Origin of the sequence: Microcoleus sp. D3_18_C2 (assembly GCF_036702395.1) — a bacterium.
Taxonomy (GTDB): domain Bacteria; phylum Cyanobacteriota; class Cyanobacteriia; order Cyanobacteriales; family Microcoleaceae; genus Microcoleus.
This window is the reverse complement of sequence record NZ_JAUBTG010000075.1, coordinates 1-22,104: the sequence shown is the minus strand read 5'-3', so window position 1 is coordinate 22,104 and position 22,104 is coordinate 1. Positions and strand designations below refer to the sequence as shown.

Sequence of the window (22,104 nt, the reverse complement as noted above, 5' to 3'; positions counted from 1 at the left end):
AAAATCCTCAAGCCCCCGAATTTATCTCGCGCAAGTCAATCCAAAATCTAAAATCTAAAATCTAAAATCGAATGACTCATCATTACCTCACCGGAAAAAATCTTTGACTTTTGAGGGAAAACTTCAGAGTATGGGCGATCGCATTTTTACCATTCAGCAGTAAGGTACGCAGCGCGCACCTTACAAACTATTAACCTAGGACTATTCTGCCACTTCCTCAGATTCCGATTCTTCCGCCGATTCTTCACCAGCAGCCGGCACTAAAGCCACAGCTACGATGGAATCATCCTCATCTAACCGCTGCACCCGCACACCCGTTGCTGTGCGCGATTGAGTAGAAATTGCACTCACCGCCTGACGGATAATAATACCTCGGTTGGTAATGATCATCAATTCGTCATCTTCGTTGACAATTCGCAGGGCTGCTACCTGATCCTTACCCTTTTTCGACTTAAATTTAGTAGCCGTCAATCCTTTGCCTGCCCGTCTTTGTAGGCGGAATTGAGAAACAGGAACCCGCTTGCCGTAGCCGTTGGTGGTGATTACCAACACCGAAGGAACTTCGCTGCTAACTGTCGAAATTTCTTCAACCTCTTCGCCTTCAATTTCCTCTGCTTGCAATTCTAATTCTTCATCTTCCGTTTCCAATTCAGCACTTTCTGCCCCTTCAAATTCCGCTTCGTCCGTTTCTAATTGAGCAATATTAGCTCCCTCAAATTCGGAGTCTTCAGTTTCCAATTCAGCGATTTCGGCAACAATTGAACTGGGCAAAATGTCCATGCTAATCAACTCATCGCCCGATCGCAATTTCATTGATTTTACACCCCGCGTCGCGCGGCCGACTGGGCGCAACTGTTCGTGATTGGTGCGGAAATGAATTGCCATGCCTTGGCGCGTACCGATGATGATGCTGTCACCAACTTTTGCTCTCCGCACCCAGCGCAGTTGGTCGCCTTCTTCTAGAGAAATCGCGATTAATCCATTAGTGCGGATGTTGCCAAAAGCGGAAAGTGCGGTTTTCTTAATGTAGCCGCCGCGAGTCAGCATGACTAAGTATTCTTCGCTGGTGAATTCTGTGACTGACACCATAGAAGTGATTTTTTCTTCTATAGGAATCGGCAGCAGTTGCACCACGGGAGTGCCGCGGGCCGTCCGGGAACAGACGGGGATTTGATAAGCTTTGACAGAGTAAACTACGCCCCTGTCGCTGAAGAACAAAACGCTATCGTGATCGCAGCAGGAAAGGAAATGTTCTACTCCATCGTCTTCTTTCATTTTCGCGCCTGCTTTGCCGCGAGTAGCGCGACTTTGGGCCTCGAAAGTGCTGACTGGCATCCGCTTGATGTAGCCTTGCTCGGTGATCAGAATAATTGCTTGTTCGTTGGCAATTAAATCTCTTTCATCGATTTCTCCTTCGGCGTGTTCGATGACGCTGCGTCTAGGAGTGGCGATTTTGGTTTGGATTTCGACTGCTTCAAATTCGGCGATTTCTAAGATGCGTTCCCGGCGCGCTAAGATATCTTCCAAATCGGCTATTTTAGTTCGCAGTTCTTCGTGTTCTTGCTGGATTTTTTGCGCTTCTAATGCTGTCAAACGCCGGAGCTGCATTTGCAGAATTGCGTCGGATTGCTGTTCAGAAAGACCGTAATTATCCATCAATTCTTGTTTTGCTGCGGCGGAGTCGGCAGCGGCGCGAATTAGGTGAATAATTGCATCTAAGTTTTCTAAGGCAATTAATAAGCCTTGCAGAAGGTGGTCGCGTTCTTCTGCTTTGCGGAGTTCGTATTGAGTCCGGCGAGTAATTGTCTCAATGCGGAAGTCTAGGAAGACATTGAGGAATTGGGAGAGCGTAAGTAGTTGGGGTTCCCCATTTACTAGCGCTAACATATTGGCTCCAAAGTTGGCTTGGAGGGGTGTTTGTTTGTAGAGGTTGTTGAGGACGACGCGGGGATAGGCGTCGCGCTTGAGTTCGATCACGATCCGCATTCCGTCTCTATCGCTTTCGTCGCGAATGTCGGAAATTCCATCTAATCTTTTGTCGTTGACAAGTTCGGCAATTTTCTCAATTAGCCCTGCTTTGTTTGTTTGGTAAGGTAATTCGGTGATAATAATTGCTTCTTTGTCGGGGCGGCCGGGATGTTCGATGGTTTCAATGTTGGCGACTCCGCGCATTGTAATCGAACCGCGCCCGGTGGTGTAAGCATCGCGAATGCCGCCTCTACCGAGAATTTGCCCTCCGGTGGGAAAGTCCGGGCCGGGGATGTACTGCATCAATTCCAGGTCAGTAATGGCTGGATTGTGAATTAGCGCTACTAAACCGTCAATTATTTCGCCTAAATTGTGGGGCGGAATGTTGGTGGCCATCCCTACAGCAATCCCGGAGGAACCGTTGAGCAAAATTTGGGGGATGCGTGCCGGGAGTACGAGGGGTTCTTGCTGGGAACCGTCGAAGTTGTCGCCGAAATCAACTGTTTCCGAGTCGATGTCGCGCAGCATGGAGTCGCTAGTCAAGGCTGTGAGGCGACATTCGGTGTACCGCATGGCAGCGGGCGGGTCGTTGTCAACGGAGCCGAAGTTGCCGTGGCCGTTGATCAGGCGTTCCCGCATGGAGAAATCCTGAGCCATCCGCACCAGGGCGTCGTAAACCGCTGTATCTCCGTGCGGGTGATACTTGCCCAGCACCTCCCCCACGACGCGGGCGCATTTGCGGAAAGGTCGATCGGGAGTCAAGCCCAATTCGTTCATGGCGTAGAGAATGCGTCGGTGAACGGGCTTGAGACCGTCCCTGGCATCTGGTAGCGCCCGACCGACTATTACGCTCATGGCGTATTCCAAGTACGATCGGGACATCTCATTACCCAGATCCGTCGGGATTATCCGCGACTCAGAGGTGCTCATAGGTTGAAAAACTCCGTTAAAAATTTAAATTTGACCGCTATAAATCTCAAAAATGCGATAAAATCGGTTTGGATTCAGTAGAGCTGCCAAATATTGCCAATTACTCCTGAAATTATATCACAATTTGCCTTGGAATTTATGGGAAAGTTGCCAGAAAAATTAAGGGACGAAACCAGCACAATTGATAATTTGTCAGTTGGTGATTTTGTCAGCAGTTGGCAAAAGCTAAAAAGGTTTTTTTAGGCGATCGGGTTTCATGCTTTCGTGAGTTTTTTTGACGGCCATCTAAGAAATTAAAATGGTTACTCGATCGAAATTTTAATTTCACAAAACCGAAGGCCTTCTTAAAGCTAAGTAAAAATCTAAAATCTAAAATCTAAAATCTAAAATCAGCCGATGCTACCCGTCATCTACTCCGAAGATTTCTTGCTGCACAAGACTGGAATGCTTCACCCAGAGCGACCAGAACGTTTAACGGCGATCGTCAATGCTCTGAAAGCTGCTCCCTGGGCGGATCAAATTGAGTGGCAACTGCCCACCCCAGTGGCGCAGCGCGAACAACAACTGTTATCGGCTATCAAAAAAGTTCACTCGCAAAGATACATCAAAGAAATCGAACATTTGGCTCATCGGGGTGGCGGCTACCTCGACGGTGATACGCCGATTTCTGCTGAAAGTTACGACGTAGCGCTGCTGGCGGCGAGTGCTTGGCTCGATGGGGTCGATCGAGTGGTGGTTGCGGGGGAACCGGCTTTTGTACTGGCCCGGCCGCCGGGACACCACGCTGAAAACGCCCGCGCGATGGGTTTTTGCTTGTTTTCCAATGCTGCGATCGCCGCTCACTACGCCTTGGAACAGCCGGGAATCAACCGTGTCGCCATCCTCGACTGGGACGTACACCACGGCAACGGCACTCAATCTTTGGTGGAAAGCTGCCGGCAAATTGCCTACTGTTCCCTGCATCAATCTCCTTGCTATCCGGGAACGGGAGATGCCGAGGAGCGCGGTGCCTACGACAACGTGCTGAACATTCCCCTCTATCCCGGCAGTGGCATAGCTGAATACCTGAGCGCCTTTGAATCTCTTGTCGTGCCTTTTTTGTCCAAATTTGAACCGGATTTGTTGATTGTCAGCGCTGGTTATGACGCTACTGCGTCCGATCCGCTGGCGAGTATGACTCTGATGCCGTCAGATTTCGGTACTTTCACCGGATACTGCCTGCAACTCACCCGCCGCATAGCTTTTGGTTTGGAGGGGGGTTACGCACTGAAAGATTTGGCAGAGTCGGTTGTGGCGACTATTGACCGATGCCTCAATTAGCTGGAAAATTGGCATAGGGGAAAATAAGGTTGAGAAGCCATGAGGACGAGATGGAGAGTTTTTGAGGGCGATCGCGCTTGATGGTCTTTTTCCCTCTGACTTCTGACTTTTCCCCTCTGACTTTAGTGACAAGCATCACAAATTTAAGAGATCCAAGTCACTGCCGATCCAAGTCTCGGTCACAGATTTTTAGCCAAAAAATCACACCGTGTCAATGTTTTCGATCGCCTTTGAAGTCCCTCCCAGAGTGGATAATAAAAATACAACAAGCCTGTTAAAATTTTATCTGTCTCAATCAACTAGGAGGTTTATCATGTCAGTATCCCAAATGACACTCGAAGAGTTATTTGGTCAGGTCATGTTCTCCAGCGTCGTGACTCGCCACGACCGGAGACAGCTCAGATCTGCACTCTTAGAAAGAACACTGAATGAAGATGAGTATGCCATCATCAACCGACTGCTGTACAACGTTCGCCGCGGTTGGGTAAAAATTGTCGATTAAAGACCTGGCAACCACTCTCTGTAAAGGAGTTAATACCATTTTCGATTTTCGATTTTCGATTTTCGATTAAAGAATTGGTGATGACTGATAACTATCGGGATTGATCTCACGAGCCTACAGTTACATTTTTTGGGAACTCGTTACAAGGAGAACTTGCCAATTCGGGAAGTTTTTTGTGTTTAATAGTGGGATCGAAAGTGTGATGTGTTTGCCCAGTGTGTTAATTATCAAAATCTCGCTACACATCAGCCTATAGGTAGAGATAATTATAAAATAACAGGTTTCGGGTGCATCTCTACTTGTTGAAAACTTGTGAGTTTTGAGTTGTTAACTGCAAAGTTAGAATTAACTCAAAACTCATAATTTTTTGGATTTGATATCATGTCCGATCGATTGACCGCGATTAAAGGCCAGGGCGGGTTTACAGATTTTCCCGTTTCTATTCAATATCTTGGTGAGGGGAACCCCTACAGGAATCATGGTTAATTGACCGGACATGATTTGAGATGGGAGATTAAAGAGTGGGAAAACTGATGAATATCAGGGTTGAGAACCGCTAGAAAGTTAATACTTTTTAAACTGATATTAAGAATCAAAACTATAACCAGTTTCCGGTTGAGGAGGATTGTGCGATCGTTACAAGCACACCGAGTCGCATTGGTCGATCGACCATTCCGGCAATTTGAGCTCAGAAGTGTCAAAATATTAACAACCAGTTCATCCCCAAAATATATGGCTCCCGCCGTTTTAATTGAAAATCTTCAGAAACGCTACGGCACTGTAGAAGCCGTTAAAGATGTTTCCTTCAAGGTAGAACCGGGGGAAATATTTGGTTTGCTAGGCCCCAACGGTGCAGGCAAAACCACAACCCTGCGGGTACTTTGTACTTTGAGTGCGCCCGATAGCGGACGCATTGAAGTGTCTGGCATTTCTGCTGTCAGTCAGCCGAGAATTGCCAGACAAAGACTAGGCTATGTCGCCCAAGAAGTGGCTCTGGATAAGGTGCTGACGGGGCGGGAACTCCTGCAACTGCAAGCAGCGCTTTACCATTTGCCGCGCCCTAGGATTAAAGGGCGGATTGACGAAATGGTGAAACTCCTCGGTTTGGAGGAGTGGGAAAATAAAAAGACGGGCACTTATTCCGGCGGTATCCGCAAACGCTTGGATTTGGCTGCTGGATTGCTGCATCAGCCTGATGTTTTGGTGTTAGACGAACCGACTGTCGGGCTCGATATTGAAAGCCGGGTGGTAGTGTGGGATTTCCTGCGCCGCTTGCGAGAGGAAGGTACTACGGTTTTGATAACGAGTCACTATCTCGAAGAAGTTGACGCTTTGGCCGATCGCGTGGCGATTATTGACAAGGGTACGGTAATTGCACAGGGCACGCCGGAGGAGTTGAAAAATCGGGTTGGGGGCGATCGGGTGACTCTGCGGATTCGGGAGTTTTCGCCGATGGAAGAAGCCGAAAAAGCTAAAACTCTGATGCAATCTTTGCCTTTTGTGCAGGAAGTAATTGTCAATACGGCTCAAGGAAATTCTCTCAATTTAGTAGTAACACCGCAAAGCGATGCGCTGGTGACTATTCAGCAAGCTTTAAAAGATGCGGGACTTCCTACTTTTGGGATTGCTCAATCTCGGCCGAGTTTGGATGATGTGTATTTGGCTGCGACTGGTAAGACTCTGTTGGATGCGGAGTTGGCTGCTGCTAGCAACCGCGATTTGAAGGCTGAGCAAAAACAGGCGATGCGATCGTAGTTTAGTTTAATAAACCTCTCCAATAATTATTGTGGAACAGGCATCTTGCCTGTTCGAGACGCTCTTTTCCTGAGCCCGTCAGGGGTTGAAACCCCTGCCTCAAAGCTAAAGTCCTCTCAAGAGGACTGAAGAAATCATTACTCATTAGTCCTCTTTAGAGGACTTTAGCTATTAGCCAGGGAATTAATTCCCTGGCGGTCTTTCGGTTGAAGCGAAAACCAATGAGCAATGCTTTATCCTTATCTTTTCGGCAGATTTGATATCATACATCCAACACTTGCTCTGCTGTCAATGCTAATTCGGGGAAAGTTCGAGATATAATTCGCTCAGTTCCTCGGTAAGCAGTCATTTGATAAACCCCATTTTCATCAAGTAGATAAACAAAAACAGTCGGTTCTTTCGGGTTGCCCAAATAGTTTCTGCTACCCAAAGCTAAATAATCGACAATCCAATATTCAGAAATTCCCAGCCGCTGATATTCATCCAGCTTGTCGATATAATCATCTTCCCAATTTGTTGAGACAACTTCTACAACTAATTGTGGTGGTTCAGTTAGGGCTGAGAGGGCGAAATGTTGAGATTTCCAGAGGGTTTTGTCTACTATTGTAACATCAGGATGGCGGCCTTGTTCTTTACCATTCGGGGTTAATGTCCTGACTACAATTCGGCCAGATACCCTGTAATTTAGGTTGAGTATTTTTACCTCGTCTTGGAACGTATTTTCAATAAAATCAGCTACATTTTCGTGGAGTCTGATTGTTGGTAATATTTTGACAATTTCTCCATTAACCAGTTCATAACGTCCGTCTTCATCTGGAAGTTGCTTGATGAATCGATCGAAAGTGAGCATTAGTTTAGGTTGGGTTTGAGTTGCGATCGTGGTTTACTCTCATTTAGCTAGATTAGGACTTACGCATGGTGGCCCAGAAACCGGGTTTTTTTACGAAATACTTAGTTACATACCGTAAATTAGGTAAAAAACCCGGTTTCTTTAATCGGAGCGTGTCCCGGACTATAGATATTTAAGACTATTCTGCAACCATTTTAACATACTGTTTTAACACAGGTGGAATCGTGAAAATGGTTTCTGTTTCACCGCTCAATTTTTCGATCATTCCCCGTCTGGCTAAAGATTGAATTGCTTTACATAATTCACGTTGTGAGCCTTGACATTTTGCCATCCATAGGGTAAACGAAACAGGCTCGATTTCATTACTAAGTTGCGAAATCGCCTGTTTTTCTATTTCCGACAACCGCTGATATTGCTGCTGCAATATCGGTGTCAATTCATCGCTTAAAAATACTGGTTGATAACTCAAATATTGAGATACTCTACCGCTAAATAAGTTGTTAATAGTTTGAGCGACTAATTTTAACCATAGGGGATTGCCTTGATAAAGTTCAATCAATTCTGGCCAGTATTCTTCATCTAATAAACCTTTTTCTCTCAGAATTTCTGTTGCTGCTTCACCTAAACCGGTTAACTGCAATAAACGTACTGCTGAATTATCGTCGGTGAATGTGATGATGTCTGAGGGAGGTTCCCAACTATTGAGAATTAAGCAGCTATTGTGGGGAATTTCGCCGATGAGTTTAAATAGGGTTCCGTAGTTTTCATATCCGGGTTTGTAATTTCCTGCAAGTTGCCCGCTGCTGAGAATTTGCTGCACGTCATCGAGGATGATTAGACAGCGATTTTCGCGCAAATATTCGATTAGGATTGACAACTGAGCATCGATGTTGGCGGAAAAGTTAATTTCTGGTTGATTTGAGAGAAATTGAATGAGGGTTTTGAGGGTTGTTTCGAGGGGCGGAGAAGTGCGGAGACTGCGCCAGATGATGCGATCGAATTGAGTTTGAATTTGGGGGATGAGGTTACGGGCGATCGCACTTTTGCCGGTGCCTGCCATGCCTGTGATGGTGAGGAGGCGGCAGTTTTGCTCTAGAATCCAGGTTTCGAGGGCGGTGAGGGGTGAGTTGGGGTAGTTGTAGAAGGTTTTGAGCTCCGGTGCATCTCTTAAATCGAGTCGGGGTTTCTGTTGGGTGTTGTCTTCATTTGAGGTTTGTGTAGGGGGTGAGTGTTGTGGAGCTTTTGGAGGGTGTGAGGTTTCTGTGCAAACGTTGATGTTACCTTTGTTTTGTACAAAATTAAAATCACCAAAATTTGAAACTTTAGAAAATTCATACCTCTCCATTGTGGAGCGCAAATTTGATTTCATTACATCTTCATCTAATATTTCTGAAAGAGTTTGCCATAACTTTGAGGCAATATTTCTGACATGGCGTTCAGTACAATGAACCTCTTTAGAAATTTCGGAGTATCTTTTACCTTGCCACGTTCCCCGTACTACTGCCTGTTGCAGATCGTCCAATCGTTTGCCGGTCTTAGCGAACACCAAGCCATCGGCCAACCTTAAGAGTTCTTGAACATCCATTTATTGGGTAAATGTAGGAGGTTTTATCTATTGTATCAGACTTTTTCTGACGTTTTATGGCTAAGAAGGACAAAATATGACTTTTAACGGCTAGCTAATTTTATTAACTCCTGGCAAATTGTGACATTCTCCTACTTTCCAATACATAAAAATTAAATTAAAATTTAATAACGGGCTTGAAAACAATCTTAGGCAACCTAAAAGATTTTAACAATGTAAATCTGACTGGCGCAACTATGCCAGATAGCACCGTCCATCCCTAACGGTTCAAAAAGTTGCTCAAAATGTGGCTGCATCGGTGAGCAATGTCTAGGGGATTTTCGCCTCGTGAAATGTTCGTAAAAATTTGGTAATTTCCAAGAGGATAAAAAATTATGTCTAGTGCATTATCCCTACCTCAAGCTAATTTAAAAATGGCTCTCTGGCAAGTCGATGCTGATGCAATGAGTAGCAGCGACTTGTATGTGTGGTTAAATGATATCGGCTTGCCGCATGAAGTCTCGATCCGGCTGCATGAACTCGCCACATACACGAAAAAAGCTGCTAACAAAGTTTTACTTATCGGCAAAATTCTCCTCATTAAAATCATAGAATTTGTCAAAGCGCATCCCCATTTAGCGATAGGGGTTGCTGTTGGTGTCGCTGTAAGAATTTTGGCAAGTTCGATACCATTTGTCGGCCCGTTATTAGAACCTTTGGCAACAGCGCTGGGTATCCCAATTGGTGCAATAGCCGGCCACCGACTCGATCGAGGCAAAGAGGTGTCTGATGGAATTATTGGAATTGTTCAAGAGATTATTGAGATTGCCAAAGATTTTTTTCAATTACTGATAGACGTTTTCAATACAATTTTCCGCAACGTCATCACTGCTTAACTGCCCAAATTAGCAAAAAGATTGAGGTTTAATATGTCGGCCAATAAAACGCCAACCAAAGAGCAAATTCTGAAGGCAATTGAGCAACTGGAAAAAAACCCACACGATAAATTAGGGATTTTAGCAGAGATTGGCATTGGTGTAGTGGGGGCTGTCGGTGCCGGTGCGGCGGTGGCAGCTTTCGGTGGTGCATCATTTCTATTTGGGTTAATAACCGTTGCACCTCCCGTAGGATTAGTTGTTGGCGGTGCAGCTTTAGGTGCTGCTGGTCTTGTAGGGGTAAAACGAATGTTATCGGATGACACTTTTGACCAGGGAAAACAAGCAGAAATGGTTGAAAATTTAAAAAAACAGGTAACAGATATTGAAGCCAAAGAAAGAGCCTCTAAGCTGGAAGACAGCGATAAAAATAAATTTATTGTTTCCTTGAAAGAACCCGTCAGGCTCAATTTAATTAGCCCGAAAGACGCTCAGGATTTAATTAGGGCCGTAGAAAGCGGTCAAATTGCAATCAAAGAGGCGATTAAAATGGTTGAAGATGTTAAAGCTGCTAAACCATAACTGCCTTCTGACTGCGTAACCTGGGAATGCTAAGTTGTAAGTCTGCGATCGCCCTTACTTAAACCAAGTGCGATCGCCTCCTAATTTTCTGGAAAATAACGCTCCAAAAACTCCCTAGCCGTAACAATAGGAATCCCCTCATATTCCTGCAACACTAACAAATCCAGATCGCCCGTCACAATTGCATCAGCATCAGCAGCGATCGCAGTTCCTAAAATCATATTGTCATTAGCATCTCGTAACTCAGGCACGTTGATAGTGGAAATCGGATAAATCTCCACTAACTCTCGTGTTCCGCTCATTAAACCATTAACGGTAAAACTCAAAGACTGTAATCTCGCCTGGAGTTTTTGTTTGTTCAAAGTATTCTCTAATTCTGCTAGTATTGGTTCAGAAGCACAAATTATGAGTTTACGAGTTCGAGCTAATCTGAATAAACGAGCTGGGATACCTCCCCACAGCCAGCCTGACACAAAGATATTAGTATCCACTACAATTTTCATTTGTGCGACTCTTTTTCAGAACGTTTCTCCCGACGCACTTCCCGCACAAGTTCGCAAATTTCTTCCATTGTTAACTCATCAGGATCTGGACTCGCTGCTTCTATTCGCCGTTCCCATTCCTCCCAGTCAAAACCTGTTACCTTCTGAAAAACAATACTATCTCCTGTAACTGTAACTGCATATCGATCCCCAGGCTTCAGTTGAGCTTCAATCTCAGCGGGAATTTCTAACTTACCGTCGGGGTTGACAGGAATAGTAATATTTGATTTCAGAATGTATTCTCGCAGGTGTTCAACAACTCTATCTTGAAGAGTTTCTGGCAAAGATTCCATGATTTTAACCAAAGTGGCGATCGCCCTTGATGACATAGCTTTATCCTCCTAATAAATCAAGTTTTTATTTAGCATATTTGATGAGCTTATTCTCAATTTTAGACCGATCGCCCGCCCAACACCACCAATACCTCCAGACTTGCTACTGTAAAGAGAGTTAGATTTAATCAACAAGCAATTATGAGCGGTACTGTTACATCCCCCAACAACCTCAACCAGCAGCGGCCACTCTCCACGGCATCCGCTGACACATCCACTTCCCTGCTGGGCGACTTTATCCAAGAAACACTCGCCTTAACCAAGCGCCTGTTTATTCAATTGCAGCGTCGCCCCTCGACGCTAGTTGCAGGCATTATTCAGCCCCTGATGTGGTTGGTTTTGTTCGGAGCTCTGTTTGAAAATGCACCCGCAGGCTTGTTCGGCGAAAGCCAGAATTACGGACAATTTCTCGGCGCTGGTGTAATCGTTTTTACAGCCTTTGCCGGGGCGCTGAATGCTGGTTTGCCGATTATGTTCGATCGCGAATTCGGATTTCTCAACCGCTTGTTAGTCGCGCCGTTGGCTTCCAGATTTTCGATCGTCCTCGCTTCGGCTATTTTTATCGTCACCCTGAGTTTCATCCAAACCGGCACAATCGTTACAGCGGGGGCGTTTTTGGGCGCGGGATTCCCCGGAATTGCCGGACTTGGGGCGATCGCCCTGATCGTGCTGCTGCTAGTTTTGGGCGTCACCGGCTTGAGTCTGGGTTTAGCCTTCGCTCTTCCCGGTCACGTAGAATTAATAGCGGTAATTTTTGTTACTAACTTGCCGCTGTTATTTGCCAGCACAGCCCTCGCGCCGCTGTCATTTATGCCAGAGTGGCTGCAAGTTGTGGTGACTCTCAATCCTCTGAGTTATGCGATCGAACCCATCCGCTACCTGTACCTGCACAGCGATTGGTCGCTAGCCAGTGTCGTGATGCAGGCTCCTTGGGGTACTGTCACCTTTGGAGGAGCGCTATTAGTGCTGCTGGCGTTTGATTTGGTGGCGCTGCTGAGCATTCAACCGCTGCTGCGACGCAGGTTTGCTTAGGGCGATCGTGGCCTATCTGCGGGCGATCGTTTAGCCTGCACCGTCAATTGTAGGGACACTCCAAGAGCCCATTGGTGTCAACTTAACGTCAAACCCAGTCACAGAATGGTGTTGGACTATTAAGCCTAGATCCCCCCTAGCCCCCCTTAAGAAGGGGGGAACCGGAAATGGATCAAAGTCCCCCTTCTTAAGGGGGATTTAGGGGGATCTGGACTCAGGTAAAAACGAGATTTATCAAGGCTTTCAGGTGATTGTTCACACCAATCGGCATTGCCGTGTCCTTAGCCCCAGCGAAGTAATATAATATTTAGTCGCAAGTCAGAATATTGTTTAGATACAATTGTTTTTTTGAAGATTCAACTAATAAATTATGAACACCAAAACTTCCAAATCCGGCAAATTGATGATTGGGATTGCTGCAAGCGCGATCGCATCCTGTGCTCTGTTCTCCCCTCAAGCAAGCTTCGCTCAAGCCAGCGGTTTAAATAATGCCCAACCGCTGCAAGACTTTCAAACTCAAGACAATACCGACCCCTTTTCCGGCCGCAGCAGCGGAAGCGGAATATTTGATTTAATTCACAGATCCAGATTGGGAGGCGGCCGCAGCATGGAAGAATTTACTACCGAACAGCGCCAAAATTTAAACGATGCGGCCGCAGAATTTCGGAACAAACAGCGCCTACTACTGGAAAAGCAAGCAGTACCTACACCAGGGGCGATCGCACCTACAGAAATTACCGCCCCTGTCCCTTAAATTGATTTCTTAGTCCGCGAAGGCGGACTTCGTTTGTCTAGCAGCGGTTTCAACCGCCAAGTTTTAATCTTTATTTATTAGTCCGCGTAGGCGGACTTCGTTTGTCTAGCAGCGGTTTCAACCGCCGAACGATCTAAAAACCATCCCCCTTAATCCCGTTCCAACCACGCCCGCATTTTACCCGGATTAAGCAAACCGTAAGGATCGACCAACTCTTTAAACTGCAACTGTTCCACATTAATACTTTTCATCCCTCCATCTTCCAATATATAAGTGTGAGGATTAGCAATCAGTGCGCCTTGCTCTTCATGATAGCGAATAATTTCATTGAGCCGTGATTCCGTAGTGTAGCGAACTATTTGCAAAGCCGCAGCGATCGCCCTGCCATTCATCCGCAAAAACTCCAAGTGCATCATCACCTCATCCCCATAATAATTATACAGTTCCTCAATCAATTTCAAACCTTTATCTGCGGGAAAAAGCGTCTGCAAATAAGTCAGAGACGGGTCAGCGCTGCGAGCGTGTAGAGTTGTATGATTCCAAGTAAATTCAGCAATGGCTGCACCTTTGCTCGCTGCTTGCGCGTTTTTTTGATAGCAAATTGTGCCGCCATATTCGCCCACCAAATCTTGCAGCGGTTCCAGACAAGATTCAGCTACCATTAACAAAGCACAGTGCTTACCTTCAGGAATCTCCTCGCGGAAAGCAGCAAAATAAGCAGGAATCGGCCAAGCACAAACACAAATTAGTTTTTTGATAATTCCGTCAGCATCGCCCAAAGCTTGACCGAAGTTTGCCGATGTCATAAAATCGTCAAAAGCGACGATGATTTCCGCCCAAGGATAAGCAGGGGCGAGGGGAATTTCTAACTCAGTAATAATCCCATTTGTGCCGTAAGCGTGATTGACTTTTTGCACTTCATCGCCGCGCAATTCGATGACGCGGGGATCGTCTTCCATTGTAACGACTCGAACGGCATGAAGATTTCCGCGATCGCGCAATTGCCCGTAAGTTATCGAACCAATTCCCCCGCTACCGCCGCCGATAAATCCCCCAATCGTTGCGGTGCGATAGGTTGAGGGAACCATCCGCAATTCCCAACCAGTTTCTCGCGCTTGTTTGTCGAAAACCGACATTTTCACCCCTGGTTCTACGCAAGCTAAACCCGGTTTTATCCAGCGGATACTGTTCATTTTGCTGGTATCTAAAATGACGCCGCCCTTGAGGGGAATACACTGCCCGTAATTGCCCGTTCCTGCACCTCTAACAGTTAGCGGAATTTTGGATTTGACGCAGGCTGCAGCAATCCGCAAAACTTCGGCTTCGCTGGCGGGACGAACTACTAAATCTCCTGTTTTATCACTTAAGAGAGGTTGCAAAACAGGACTGAAGTGATAATAGTCTTGAGATAGCTTGACAACTTGCGCGCGATCGCTAATTATTTCGATTCCCGATAGTTCCGAAGAAAAAGCATCCCAGTCAATACTTTGAATCGCAGTTGCAGTCATTTTGTTTCCTCAATCCTGACAGTATTATATATTTTATAAAAGCCAGTAGGGTGCGTTAGACGCAAACCCTAATTATTTCGCGCACATCCTCAGCCTGACGCACCTTACAAGTCGATTAGACCTCTTGCAAAAATAGCTGGGACGGGCAAGAGGCCCGTCCCACAAAAAGTTTTTTCTCTTGTGGGATGGGCATCTTGCCCGTCCGAAAATTTGATCGAAAGGACTTTTGCAAGAAGTCGATTGAATCGCGACAATTGCATCCGAGTCAGTAGGGTGCGTCTGACGCAAACCCTAATTATTTCGCGCACATCCTCAGCCTGACGCACCTTACAAGTCGATTGAATCGCGACAATTGCCTCCAAGACTGCTTTTTTCAATTAACAAATCCCCCAAAAACCGCCATCCCGTAGTATTTCCAAGGCACTGCCACAGTGTCAAATCTAGCATTTACCAGCATTTCCAACTGTGCCGAAAGTGTAGCTAGGCGATCGGGATTAGAATATCCGTAAGAGACACTCTTCCCCACATTTGCGCGAATTTGTGCTAATGTTTCCCCCTGACTTAGCGCCCAATCTTCTCGCGCCGCTTGATAAATATCTTTCATTGCTGCTGATTCTGCTAAAAGAGGATCGGCATTCCAAAAACAGCCACCAGCATTTAAACTTTCGCGAATCCGTTGAAACAATTTTAACTTAATGTCATCCTCAAGATGATGAATTGCCAGAGATGAAATGCAAGCATTGAATTTATCGCCCAAGCCTGAGAAATTTGGATTGTTTGCCCATTCTCCAAAATCCATTTCTATGCCAGTCCACCGGGCTGCGTATCCTGCAGACTCAATTTTGGCGCGGGCAAAATCAAGCATTCGCGGCGAGTAATCGACAGCAACTATTTCCGCAGACGGGTAGAGTTTGAGAACTTTTAAAGTGAGTTCCCCCGTACCGCAGCCTAGTTCTAAAATGCCGTCGTTTGTATTAGCAATGCAGCCTGCTAATACATCCAGCATTTCGTCATATTTAGGTAAAAGTCGCCGAATGCCGGTATCAAAATTGGCAGTATTGACGAAAACTTCTCCCGGAAAAATTTCGTTGCGCCCAGGTGAGGCAGTAGAGTCAGAATTCACGATCGTCAACCATAGACTACAATTGCTATCCTAACTGAAATAGAGCAAAAAGTGCGGAAGTAGGGACAAGCCACTGCCCTGTCCTTACCCGATCATCTGTACTTCACTCAACACAAAACCGCTATATAGTTATGCGTATTTTTACGGATAAGCCAAACACTCGTGGTAAACAATAATTAACCGAAAGCATCCACGATACCCGCCACGTGATTCATCTGTCCAGAAATAAAAAACCTGTATCCGATGAAACTTGCCGAACGTATTTATCTCGCGCAAGTCAATGCTTCAATTCTTTAATGTAAAATCAAAAATCAAAAATCAAAAATCGATTGATCCTCCGTTACAGCCAGAGAGTCTTGCTTTACCCCGGACGCCAGCAAAAAACTTTGAACAAGCAGTGTTATGTTAGTAGTGAATAAATTGAAATAAAGATTAAACCTCAGACTTGAGGATACCATGCGCCAATTGATTTCTCGCAGTCGGGCTGCCATCAGCCAATTAGTTTACAAACAAATTCTCCTTGCTTTGACAATTTTATTTGGTGTCGGCGTAGGGAGAGCGATGGCAAGTATGTCTGAGCTTTCCTCCATCCTGACGGGATTGCAGGCGCGATTCAAGTCACACAATCAACTTACGATATCTTGCAAAATAAGTATCTGTTTGAAAACAGAGGAATTATTCACATCAAAGGCAAGGGCTATATGAATACTTATCTGCTTGCAGGCAGGCTAGTCAGCGCCGTTTCGGTTTAATTTGTTTATTATATTATGAAGGGGTCTGCTAGTTAGTCGAGAGCGATCAGTCATTAGTCAGCAGCAAGCAGCCAAGAACTAACAGTTAGTCGCTGCTGACTGCTGACGGCGGACTATTACAGGAATTACACAGGGGATGTGAGAACCCGGTTTCTGCGCGGTTGCTTCGTTGACAACCCAAAATTGATTACCAGAAACCCGGTTTTTTTCCTATGTCCTACATTAGCCATTTGCCAAATAGTAAATTTTATGCCCTTGCCGATTTTATCATTCTTGAAATTTTTCCAATCTCGCTTGTCTAGGCAAATAGCTTTGTGGGTATTTGCTAGCATTCTTGTCATAGAAGGAATTATTTTAGTTCCCTCTTATTTTCGACGAGAAAATGAACTTTTAAGCCAACTGGAACAGGTATCTCGGGCGACTGTTGATTCCCTAGAGTTTGTGCTCCAACAAGATATTTCCGATCGCACTTTATTGCAAGAAGAAGTAAAAAATATTACTAAGGATTCTCAAGTAGTCTTAGGACTATCTATTTACCAAACTAACGGTGAACTAATATATACACTTGGCGAACCCCCAGAAATCAGTTTAGAGCAACTAAAAGAATCTCGCATAGTTCACAATCACAATTTCGATGGCAAGAGGTACGATATTGCTTGGACGGAGCGACATTTGGGAGGCGATTACATCTTAATTGTTCGCCACGATGCTTCCACAGTCCAGCCGGAACTCTACGCATTTATCGGACGGATTGCTGTTCTAGTCATCATTATATCAGCCTTTGTCACTTCTGTGACTATGTTGTTTTTAGGGCTGACAGTAATTTCACCTATCTTGAGATTGCGCGATGACTTGATCGCTGCTGGAGACGCTTTGAGCAAAGATCGAGAACAACCTGATTTCTACTCTCTGTCTGTCAAGCGGGATGACGAGTTGGGAGAACTCATGGTCGCCTTCAATCAAATGTTTCACCGAGTATACCAGGAAATTGCACAGCGGAAACAAGCTGAGGAAGTATTGCGCGCCGAACAAGAAAAGTCGGAACGTTTATTACTAAATATATTACCAGTAATGATTGCCGATCGCCTAAAACAAGGTCAGATAAATATTGCGGACGGATTTGCCGAAGTTACGGTTTTGTTTGCTGATATTGTGGGCTTTACCGAAATATCTTCGCGCACATCTCCTGAAGAATTAGTCGAGTTGCTTAACAAAATATTTTCATCTTTCGATCGCTTAAGCGAACAATACGGCTTAGAAAAAATTAAGACGATCGGCGACAATTATATGGTAGCAGGCGGTTTGCCGCTTCCCTGTACAAATCACGCCGAATCTATTGCCGAAATGGCCCTGGAAATGCAGCAAGAAATTATGAAATTCCGCGACGAATGCGGTAAACCTCTCAATATCCGCATTGGCATTAATACTGGGCCTGTTGTAGCAGGTGTCATCGGCACTAAAAAGTTTATTTACGATTTGTGGGGAGATGCTGTAAATACAGCAAGCCGCATGGAATCTCAGGGACTTCCGGGTAAAATTCAAGTTAGCAACTCAACTTATGAATTGCTGTGCGATAAGTATTTGTTGGAAAAGCGCGGTAAAATTAATGTTAAAGGCAAAGGAGCTATGACAACTTATTTGCTGAAAGGTAGAAAATTGTAACTGACAATTTTAACCATCGCCCGCGAATAAGTGAGATGGCGGCAGACGTTACAGCGCAGCCGCCCTCGACACCAAACTAGATTTTTTTTTAACGAACCGCGAAGACGCTAAGGACAGGTAGGAAGAGAAGAAGAAATAATCAAAAATAAAAAGTTCATAAGGTCGTTATTATTGCTATATTAAAAGGCAGGTTAATATTAGTAATCGGGGCAAAAATGACTGCGAATCAGGAACAGAATTCTTCAAATTCACCGATTTGGCAGCCCTTCACGCAAATGAAAACGGCTGCCCCGCCACTGAAGGTAATTCGCGGCAAAGGAGCGGTGCTGGAATTAGCAGACGGGCGGCAAATTCTCGACTGCATTTCTAGTTGGTGGGTGACAGTTCACGGGCACAGCCATCCGGTTCTCGCTGAGGCTCTTTACGAACAAGCCCAAAAGTTAGAACACGTAATTTTTGCCGGATTTACTCACGAACCTGCCCAGAAACTTGCGAATAAATTGCTAACTCATACGCCTGCTTCTTTAACGCGGATTTTCTTTTCTGATAACGGCTCGACTGCTGTTGAAGTTGCTCTGAAAATGGCATTTCAATATTGGCAAAATATCGGAGAAACTAATCGCACTAGCTTTATTAGTTTTGAGGGAGGTTATCACGGCGATACTGTGGGCGCGATGTCGGCTGGCAGAAGTTCGCTGTGGTGGGAATCTTTTGCACCTTTAATGTTTGCTGGGGATGTTGTTCCTTTTCCCGCGACTTTTGACGGCGATGAGGAGGTGGAAAGCAAGGAGGCGGCGAGTTTAGAGAAGTTGGAGTTTTTGTTAAAGCAGGGCGGCTATGCGGGAATTTTTATCGAACCTTTGGTGCAAGGTTCTGGGGGGATGCGAATGTGCCGCCCTGAGTTTTTGCAGGCGATCGCACAACTTGCCCGCCAGTTTAATGTATTGTTGATTTACGATGAAGTAATGACGGGTTTTGGGCGCACGGGCGAACTGTTTGCCTCGGTTAAATCTGCAACTTCACCGGATATCCTGTGTTTGTCTAAAGGATTGTCTGGTGGCTGTTTGCCAATTGCTGTCACAATGGCATCGGAGGATATTTATCAAGCTTTCTGGCGAGATGAATGGGACAAAGCTTTTTTTCACGGTCATTCTTACACCGGAAATCCCTTAGCTTGTGCGGTGAGTGTAGCATCCTTGGAGCTTTTGGAGCAAAACCCAAATGTGTATCAAGGGATGGAAAAACTCCACCACAAATATCTGAATCAATGGCTGAGAAATCATCCTAAACTAGAACGGATTCGGACTTGTGGCACCATCGTAGCAATGGATGTGAAAACGGAAAGCGATTCCGGTTATTTTAATGACATTGCTCCTGTATTGAAAGCCAGATTTCTCGAAGCGGGGTTTTTGCTCCGCCCCTTGGGAAATACGCTTTACTTGATGCCTCCCTACTGCATTTCTCCTGATGAACTAGAATCGATTTATCGGGTGATTCGTCAGGTTTTGGATACTCTGTAAACCCTTTAATTTTAGTAATGAATTTACCCAATTGGAACGATTTGGCTGACGACGCGCTGGCGGGCAAATGTCTCTCTCGCGAGCAATCTTTAGCCGTATTGCGCGCACCGGATGAGGTTTTGCTGGAACAACTAAACGCAGCTTATCGGGTGCGCCGCCACTACTGGGGAAACCGAGTCAGGCTGCACTATTTGTTAAATGCTCAAAGTGGCCTTTGTCCTGAAGATTGCCATTATTGTTCTCAGTCAAAAATTTCGACTGCGGAAATTGAGAAATATCCGCTTTTAGCTAAGGAGAAAATTCTGGATGCGGCCCAACGCGCCGCAGATTTAAAAGCAGGTACGTTTTGTTTGGTGATTTCGGGCCGCCAACCTAGCGCATCTACTTTCGATCGCGTTTTGGATGCTGTTGAGACTGTGAAGGCAAATTATAACCTGAAAATTTGTGCTTGTTTGGGATTGTTGAGCGAGGAACAAACTCATCGTTTGGCTAAAGCTGGAGTCGATCGCGTAAATCACAATCTCAATACTTCCGAATCATATCACTCGGACATTTGCACGACTCACACTTTTGGCGATCGGGTGGAAACCGTCGAACACGTAAAAGCAGCGGGTATCACAACTTGTTCCGGCGGAATTTTGGGGATGGGCGAATCGGATGATGATGCGATCGATTTAGCACTTTCGCTTCGCAACTTGGGCGTTACTAGCGTGCCGGTCAACTTTTTCATTCCAATTCCCGGAACGCCATTTGCAGAGGTGAACAGGTTAAATCCCCGCCAATGTTTGCGAATTCTCTGTTTGTTCCGATTTTTGCTTCCCAGTCAAGAAATTCGGATTGCTGGGGGACGAGAAGTGCATTTGCGATCGCTGCAACCTCTCGGCCTTTACCCTGCTAATTCTATCTTTGTTGGCGATTATCTGACAACTCCCGGACAAGCTGCCCATCAAGATTGGGACATGATTCGAGATGCGGGATTTGCGATCGAATCCCCCGAAGGTTCTCTCTTAGAAGTTGATTCAGCAGTTACCAAATCCGAACAAAAAACCCTGGCTGTGTAACTCTTACACCAGTTTTCAATCAGATGAAATAGAGTAGGACACGGCAGTGCCGTGTCCCTACCCAATATCTATATTTCATGTTTACGCATGGGCGGATAAAAACCGGATTTCTGAGGTAGCAAATGCGTCAGCCGTAAGGAATGAAAAATAAATAACTTAATGGTATCCGCTCAATAAATCGGGGTAACAGTAAAAAAAGAAGGTTCACAATCTAGGCACAGCACATTGGTAACAAGTTAAGCTTGTATGGCAGTTGTCAAGGGGGTTTGAGAAGATGTTTCAAAGAAATATCGATCGGAGCCTCGCTGTCGATCAGGGAAAGGTGCAACAATTAACTTAACATTGGGCTTTCGTTGAGATTTAACAATACCTAAATCTCGATTTTCACTGTAGTTTAGACTAAAAAATGAGCGCAGCTAAAAGTAGCCACCTTTGAATCTCAGGCAAGCTGTTGCTCAAAAACTCAAAAAGTAGAAGATTAAATAGCTAATCTTGAAGACTTTTTACGTCGAGAAACCCGTTTTTTAACGGTGGGATAGCACGGTGCCTTAGTTCGTACCCTTCCTTTTTCCCAACCGGGGGATTTTCCCCTATGTTTAGGGATTTTTGTTGGAGTCCCAATGTCAACCAAAAGCGAAAACATTGATTGGGCAACACGTCCAGGGGTTAAATTGATAGTAGCAGATTGCCTGCAGAAGTCTATTCTCGATTACTAAATCTCTGGCCAGCCAGAGTTGCCAACTCATCAATGGCATTAAATCACTCCAACGCTCGGATTGTTCAGGGGTTCTCAAATTAGGCAATGTCCAATGCAATCGTTGCTTCGCAAATCGATACCAATGATCGACTCCAAAGCGTCGCAAATATTTAAACCAAACAGTTTCTAAAGGTAGAGTTCGTTCTCCCACCCAAGCTAACCATAAGGGTGGAAATGGTTGACCGTTTGACATGGGCTTCATTCTTTCAACGAGGATTAAATTGACTTTTTGTTCAGGGGCACGATAAAAATGTAAGTCAATCCATTGTCTGACTCGGACTTGTCCCAACTCTGGATCTTCGTCAATTTCAATCGCAGTATCCGCTTCAGGCCATGTGGTTGGGTCATTGAGTCTCATTTTTTGCCCGTGCTTGTGCGGTCTACCACGACCACTATAGGCTGGTGGTGCTGACCATAAGCAGGCATTTTTTCGGACTCTGATTAAGCAATCAGCTTGAATATCTGCTTGTGCTAAAACCCAGGTTGCATTGCCATATTCTCGATCTAAAACTGCTAAAACTGGGTTGACACTATGTTCACAGACAAGTTTGAGTTGAGAAGCTGCTTGAAGTATGGGTGAAGACCCACTACTAATTCTTTCATGGAGCAGGGGTAATGCCCAACTTCCTTGTGTTTCAGGTAGTTAGAGTCGATAGGGGCATTTCTACCCCTACCTCTCCTTCAGAACGGAACGTGAAACTTTCGCTTCATTCCG

The 22,104-nt window shown here is 45.3% G+C and carries 19 protein-coding genes and 1 pseudogene; 11 read left to right on the top strand and 9 right to left on the bottom strand.

The features are described from left to right. Positions 1–201 precede the first annotated feature (201 nt). Positions 202–2,898, bottom strand: a complete 2,697-nt coding sequence (gene gyrA, locus QUA88_RS26815; protein WP_333054433.1) for a DNA gyrase subunit A — start codon at positions 2,896–2,898, stop codon at positions 202–204. Positions 2,899–3,294: 396 nt separating this feature from the next. On the opposite strand from gyrA, the gene QUA88_RS26810 reads away from it, so the two are divergent. From QUA88_RS26810 to QUA88_RS26800, 3 genes are all read left to right on the top strand, one after another. Next, positions 3,295–4,218: a histone deacetylase gene (locus QUA88_RS26810; protein WP_333054432.1), complete on the top strand. Its 924-nt coding sequence runs from the start codon at positions 3,295–3,297 to the stop codon at positions 4,216–4,218. Between the two features lie 313 nt (positions 4,219–4,531). Beyond that, positions 4,532–4,720, top strand: coding sequence for a hypothetical protein (locus tag QUA88_RS26805; RefSeq protein ID WP_015175516.1), 189 nt, complete (start codon positions 4,532–4,534; stop codon positions 4,718–4,720). A gap of 732 nt (positions 4,721–5,452) precedes the next feature. Then, positions 5,453–6,475 carry an ATP-binding cassette domain-containing protein gene (locus QUA88_RS26800; RefSeq protein ID WP_333168479.1) on the top strand — a complete coding sequence of 341 codons (1,023 nt, stop codon included), beginning with the start codon at positions 5,453–5,455 and terminating at the stop codon, positions 6,473–6,475. A gap of 262 nt (positions 6,476–6,737) precedes the next feature. Here the strand turns inward: QUA88_RS26800 and QUA88_RS26795 are convergent, their stop codons facing one another. Then, positions 6,738–7,325: a Uma2 family endonuclease gene (locus QUA88_RS26795; protein WP_333054430.1), complete on the bottom strand. Its 588-nt coding sequence runs from the start codon at positions 7,323–7,325 to the stop codon at positions 6,738–6,740. A 178-nt stretch (positions 7,326–7,503) separates the two neighbouring features. Then, on the bottom strand, positions 7,504–8,910 hold the full coding sequence (locus QUA88_RS26790; protein ID WP_333274770.1) for an NB-ARC domain-containing protein: 1,407 nt from the start codon (positions 8,908–8,910) through the stop codon (positions 7,504–7,506). A 374-nt stretch (positions 8,911–9,284) separates the two neighbouring features. Between QUA88_RS26790 and QUA88_RS26785 the strand changes: the two genes are divergently transcribed. Both QUA88_RS26785 and QUA88_RS26780 read left to right on the top strand, forming a co-directional pair. After that, positions 9,285–9,785, top strand: coding sequence for a hypothetical protein (locus QUA88_RS26785; RefSeq protein WP_333274767.1), 501 nt, complete (start codon positions 9,285–9,287; stop codon positions 9,783–9,785). Positions 9,786–9,818: 33 nt separating this feature from the next. Next, positions 9,819–10,346 (top strand): hypothetical protein, encoded by a 528-nt coding sequence (locus QUA88_RS26780; RefSeq protein WP_333274764.1) that lies wholly within the window; start codon positions 9,819–9,821, stop codon positions 10,344–10,346. An 80-nt stretch (positions 10,347–10,426) separates the two neighbouring features. Here QUA88_RS26780 and QUA88_RS26775 read toward each other — a convergent pair whose 3' ends face one another. Both QUA88_RS26775 and QUA88_RS26770 read right to left on the bottom strand, forming a co-directional pair. Further along, on the bottom strand, positions 10,427–10,849 hold the full coding sequence (locus QUA88_RS26775; RefSeq protein ID WP_333274759.1) for a putative toxin-antitoxin system toxin component, PIN family: 423 nt from the start codon (positions 10,847–10,849) through the stop codon (positions 10,427–10,429). Next, positions 10,846–11,217 (bottom strand): hypothetical protein, encoded by a 372-nt coding sequence (locus QUA88_RS26770; protein WP_333054425.1) that lies wholly within the window; start codon positions 11,215–11,217, stop codon positions 10,846–10,848. The genes QUA88_RS26775 and QUA88_RS26770 overlap by 4 nt, the downstream gene beginning before the upstream one ends. Positions 11,218–11,361: 144 nt before the next feature. Here QUA88_RS26770 and QUA88_RS26765 point away from each other — a divergent pair, with 144 nt between their 5' ends. Beyond that, on the top strand, positions 11,362–12,252 hold the full coding sequence (locus QUA88_RS26765) for an ABC transporter permease (RefSeq protein ID WP_333104916.1): 891 nt from the start codon (positions 11,362–11,364) through the stop codon (positions 12,250–12,252). Between the two features lie 370 nt (positions 12,253–12,622). Further along, the gene (locus QUA88_RS26760) at positions 12,623–13,006 is read left to right on the top strand and encodes a hypothetical protein (protein ID WP_333274755.1); all 384 of its coding nucleotides are present in this window, start codon (positions 12,623–12,625) and stop codon (positions 13,004–13,006) included. A 149-nt stretch (positions 13,007–13,155) separates the two neighbouring features. Here QUA88_RS26760 and QUA88_RS26755 read toward each other — a convergent pair whose 3' ends face one another. Both QUA88_RS26755 and QUA88_RS26750 read right to left on the bottom strand, forming a co-directional pair. Further along, positions 13,156–14,514, bottom strand: coding sequence for an FAD-binding oxidoreductase (locus QUA88_RS26755; protein ID WP_333211222.1), 1,359 nt, complete (start codon positions 14,512–14,514; stop codon positions 13,156–13,158). Between the two features lie 373 nt (positions 14,515–14,887). Further along, positions 14,888–15,637, bottom strand: coding sequence for a class I SAM-dependent methyltransferase (locus QUA88_RS26750; protein WP_333054419.1), 750 nt, complete (start codon positions 15,635–15,637; stop codon positions 14,888–14,890). A 599-nt stretch (positions 15,638–16,236) separates the two neighbouring features. Between QUA88_RS26750 and QUA88_RS26745 the strand changes: the two genes are divergently transcribed. The 4 genes from QUA88_RS26745 to bioB all read left to right on the top strand — a co-directional run bounded on the left by QUA88_RS26745 (position 16,237) and on the right by bioB (position 20,632). After that, the gene (locus QUA88_RS26745; RefSeq protein ID WP_333054555.1) at positions 16,237–16,389 is read left to right on the top strand and encodes an adenylate/guanylate cyclase domain-containing protein; all 153 of its coding nucleotides are present in this window, start codon (positions 16,237–16,239) and stop codon (positions 16,387–16,389) included. Positions 16,390–16,638: 249 nt separating this feature from the next. Beyond that, positions 16,639–18,051, top strand: coding sequence for an adenylate/guanylate cyclase domain-containing protein (locus tag QUA88_RS26740; protein WP_333054418.1), 1,413 nt, complete (start codon positions 16,639–16,641; stop codon positions 18,049–18,051). Positions 18,052–18,266: 215 nt separating this feature from the next. Further along, the gene (bioA, locus tag QUA88_RS26735; RefSeq protein ID WP_333232465.1) at positions 18,267–19,571 is read left to right on the top strand and encodes an adenosylmethionine--8-amino-7-oxononanoate transaminase; all 1,305 of its coding nucleotides are present in this window, start codon (positions 18,267–18,269) and stop codon (positions 19,569–19,571) included. A 17-nt stretch (positions 19,572–19,588) separates the two neighbouring features. Continuing rightward, positions 19,589–20,632 carry a biotin synthase BioB gene (gene bioB, locus QUA88_RS26730; protein WP_333054415.1) on the top strand — a complete coding sequence of 348 codons (1,044 nt, stop codon included), beginning with the start codon at positions 19,589–19,591 and terminating at the stop codon, positions 20,630–20,632. Positions 20,633–20,868: 236 nt separating this feature from the next. On the opposite strand, the pseudogene QUA88_RS26725 reads toward bioB, so the two are convergent. Both QUA88_RS26725 and QUA88_RS26720 read right to left on the bottom strand, forming a co-directional pair. Further along, positions 20,869–21,018 (bottom strand): annotated as a pseudogene (locus tag QUA88_RS26725) (IS4 family transposase); the annotation flags it as partial. A gap of 237 nt (positions 21,019–21,255) precedes the next feature. Continuing rightward, on the bottom strand, positions 21,256–21,963 hold the full coding sequence (locus tag QUA88_RS26720; RefSeq protein WP_333054554.1) for a transposase: 708 nt from the start codon (positions 21,961–21,963) through the stop codon (positions 21,256–21,258). Positions 21,964–22,104: the final 141 nt, after the last annotated feature.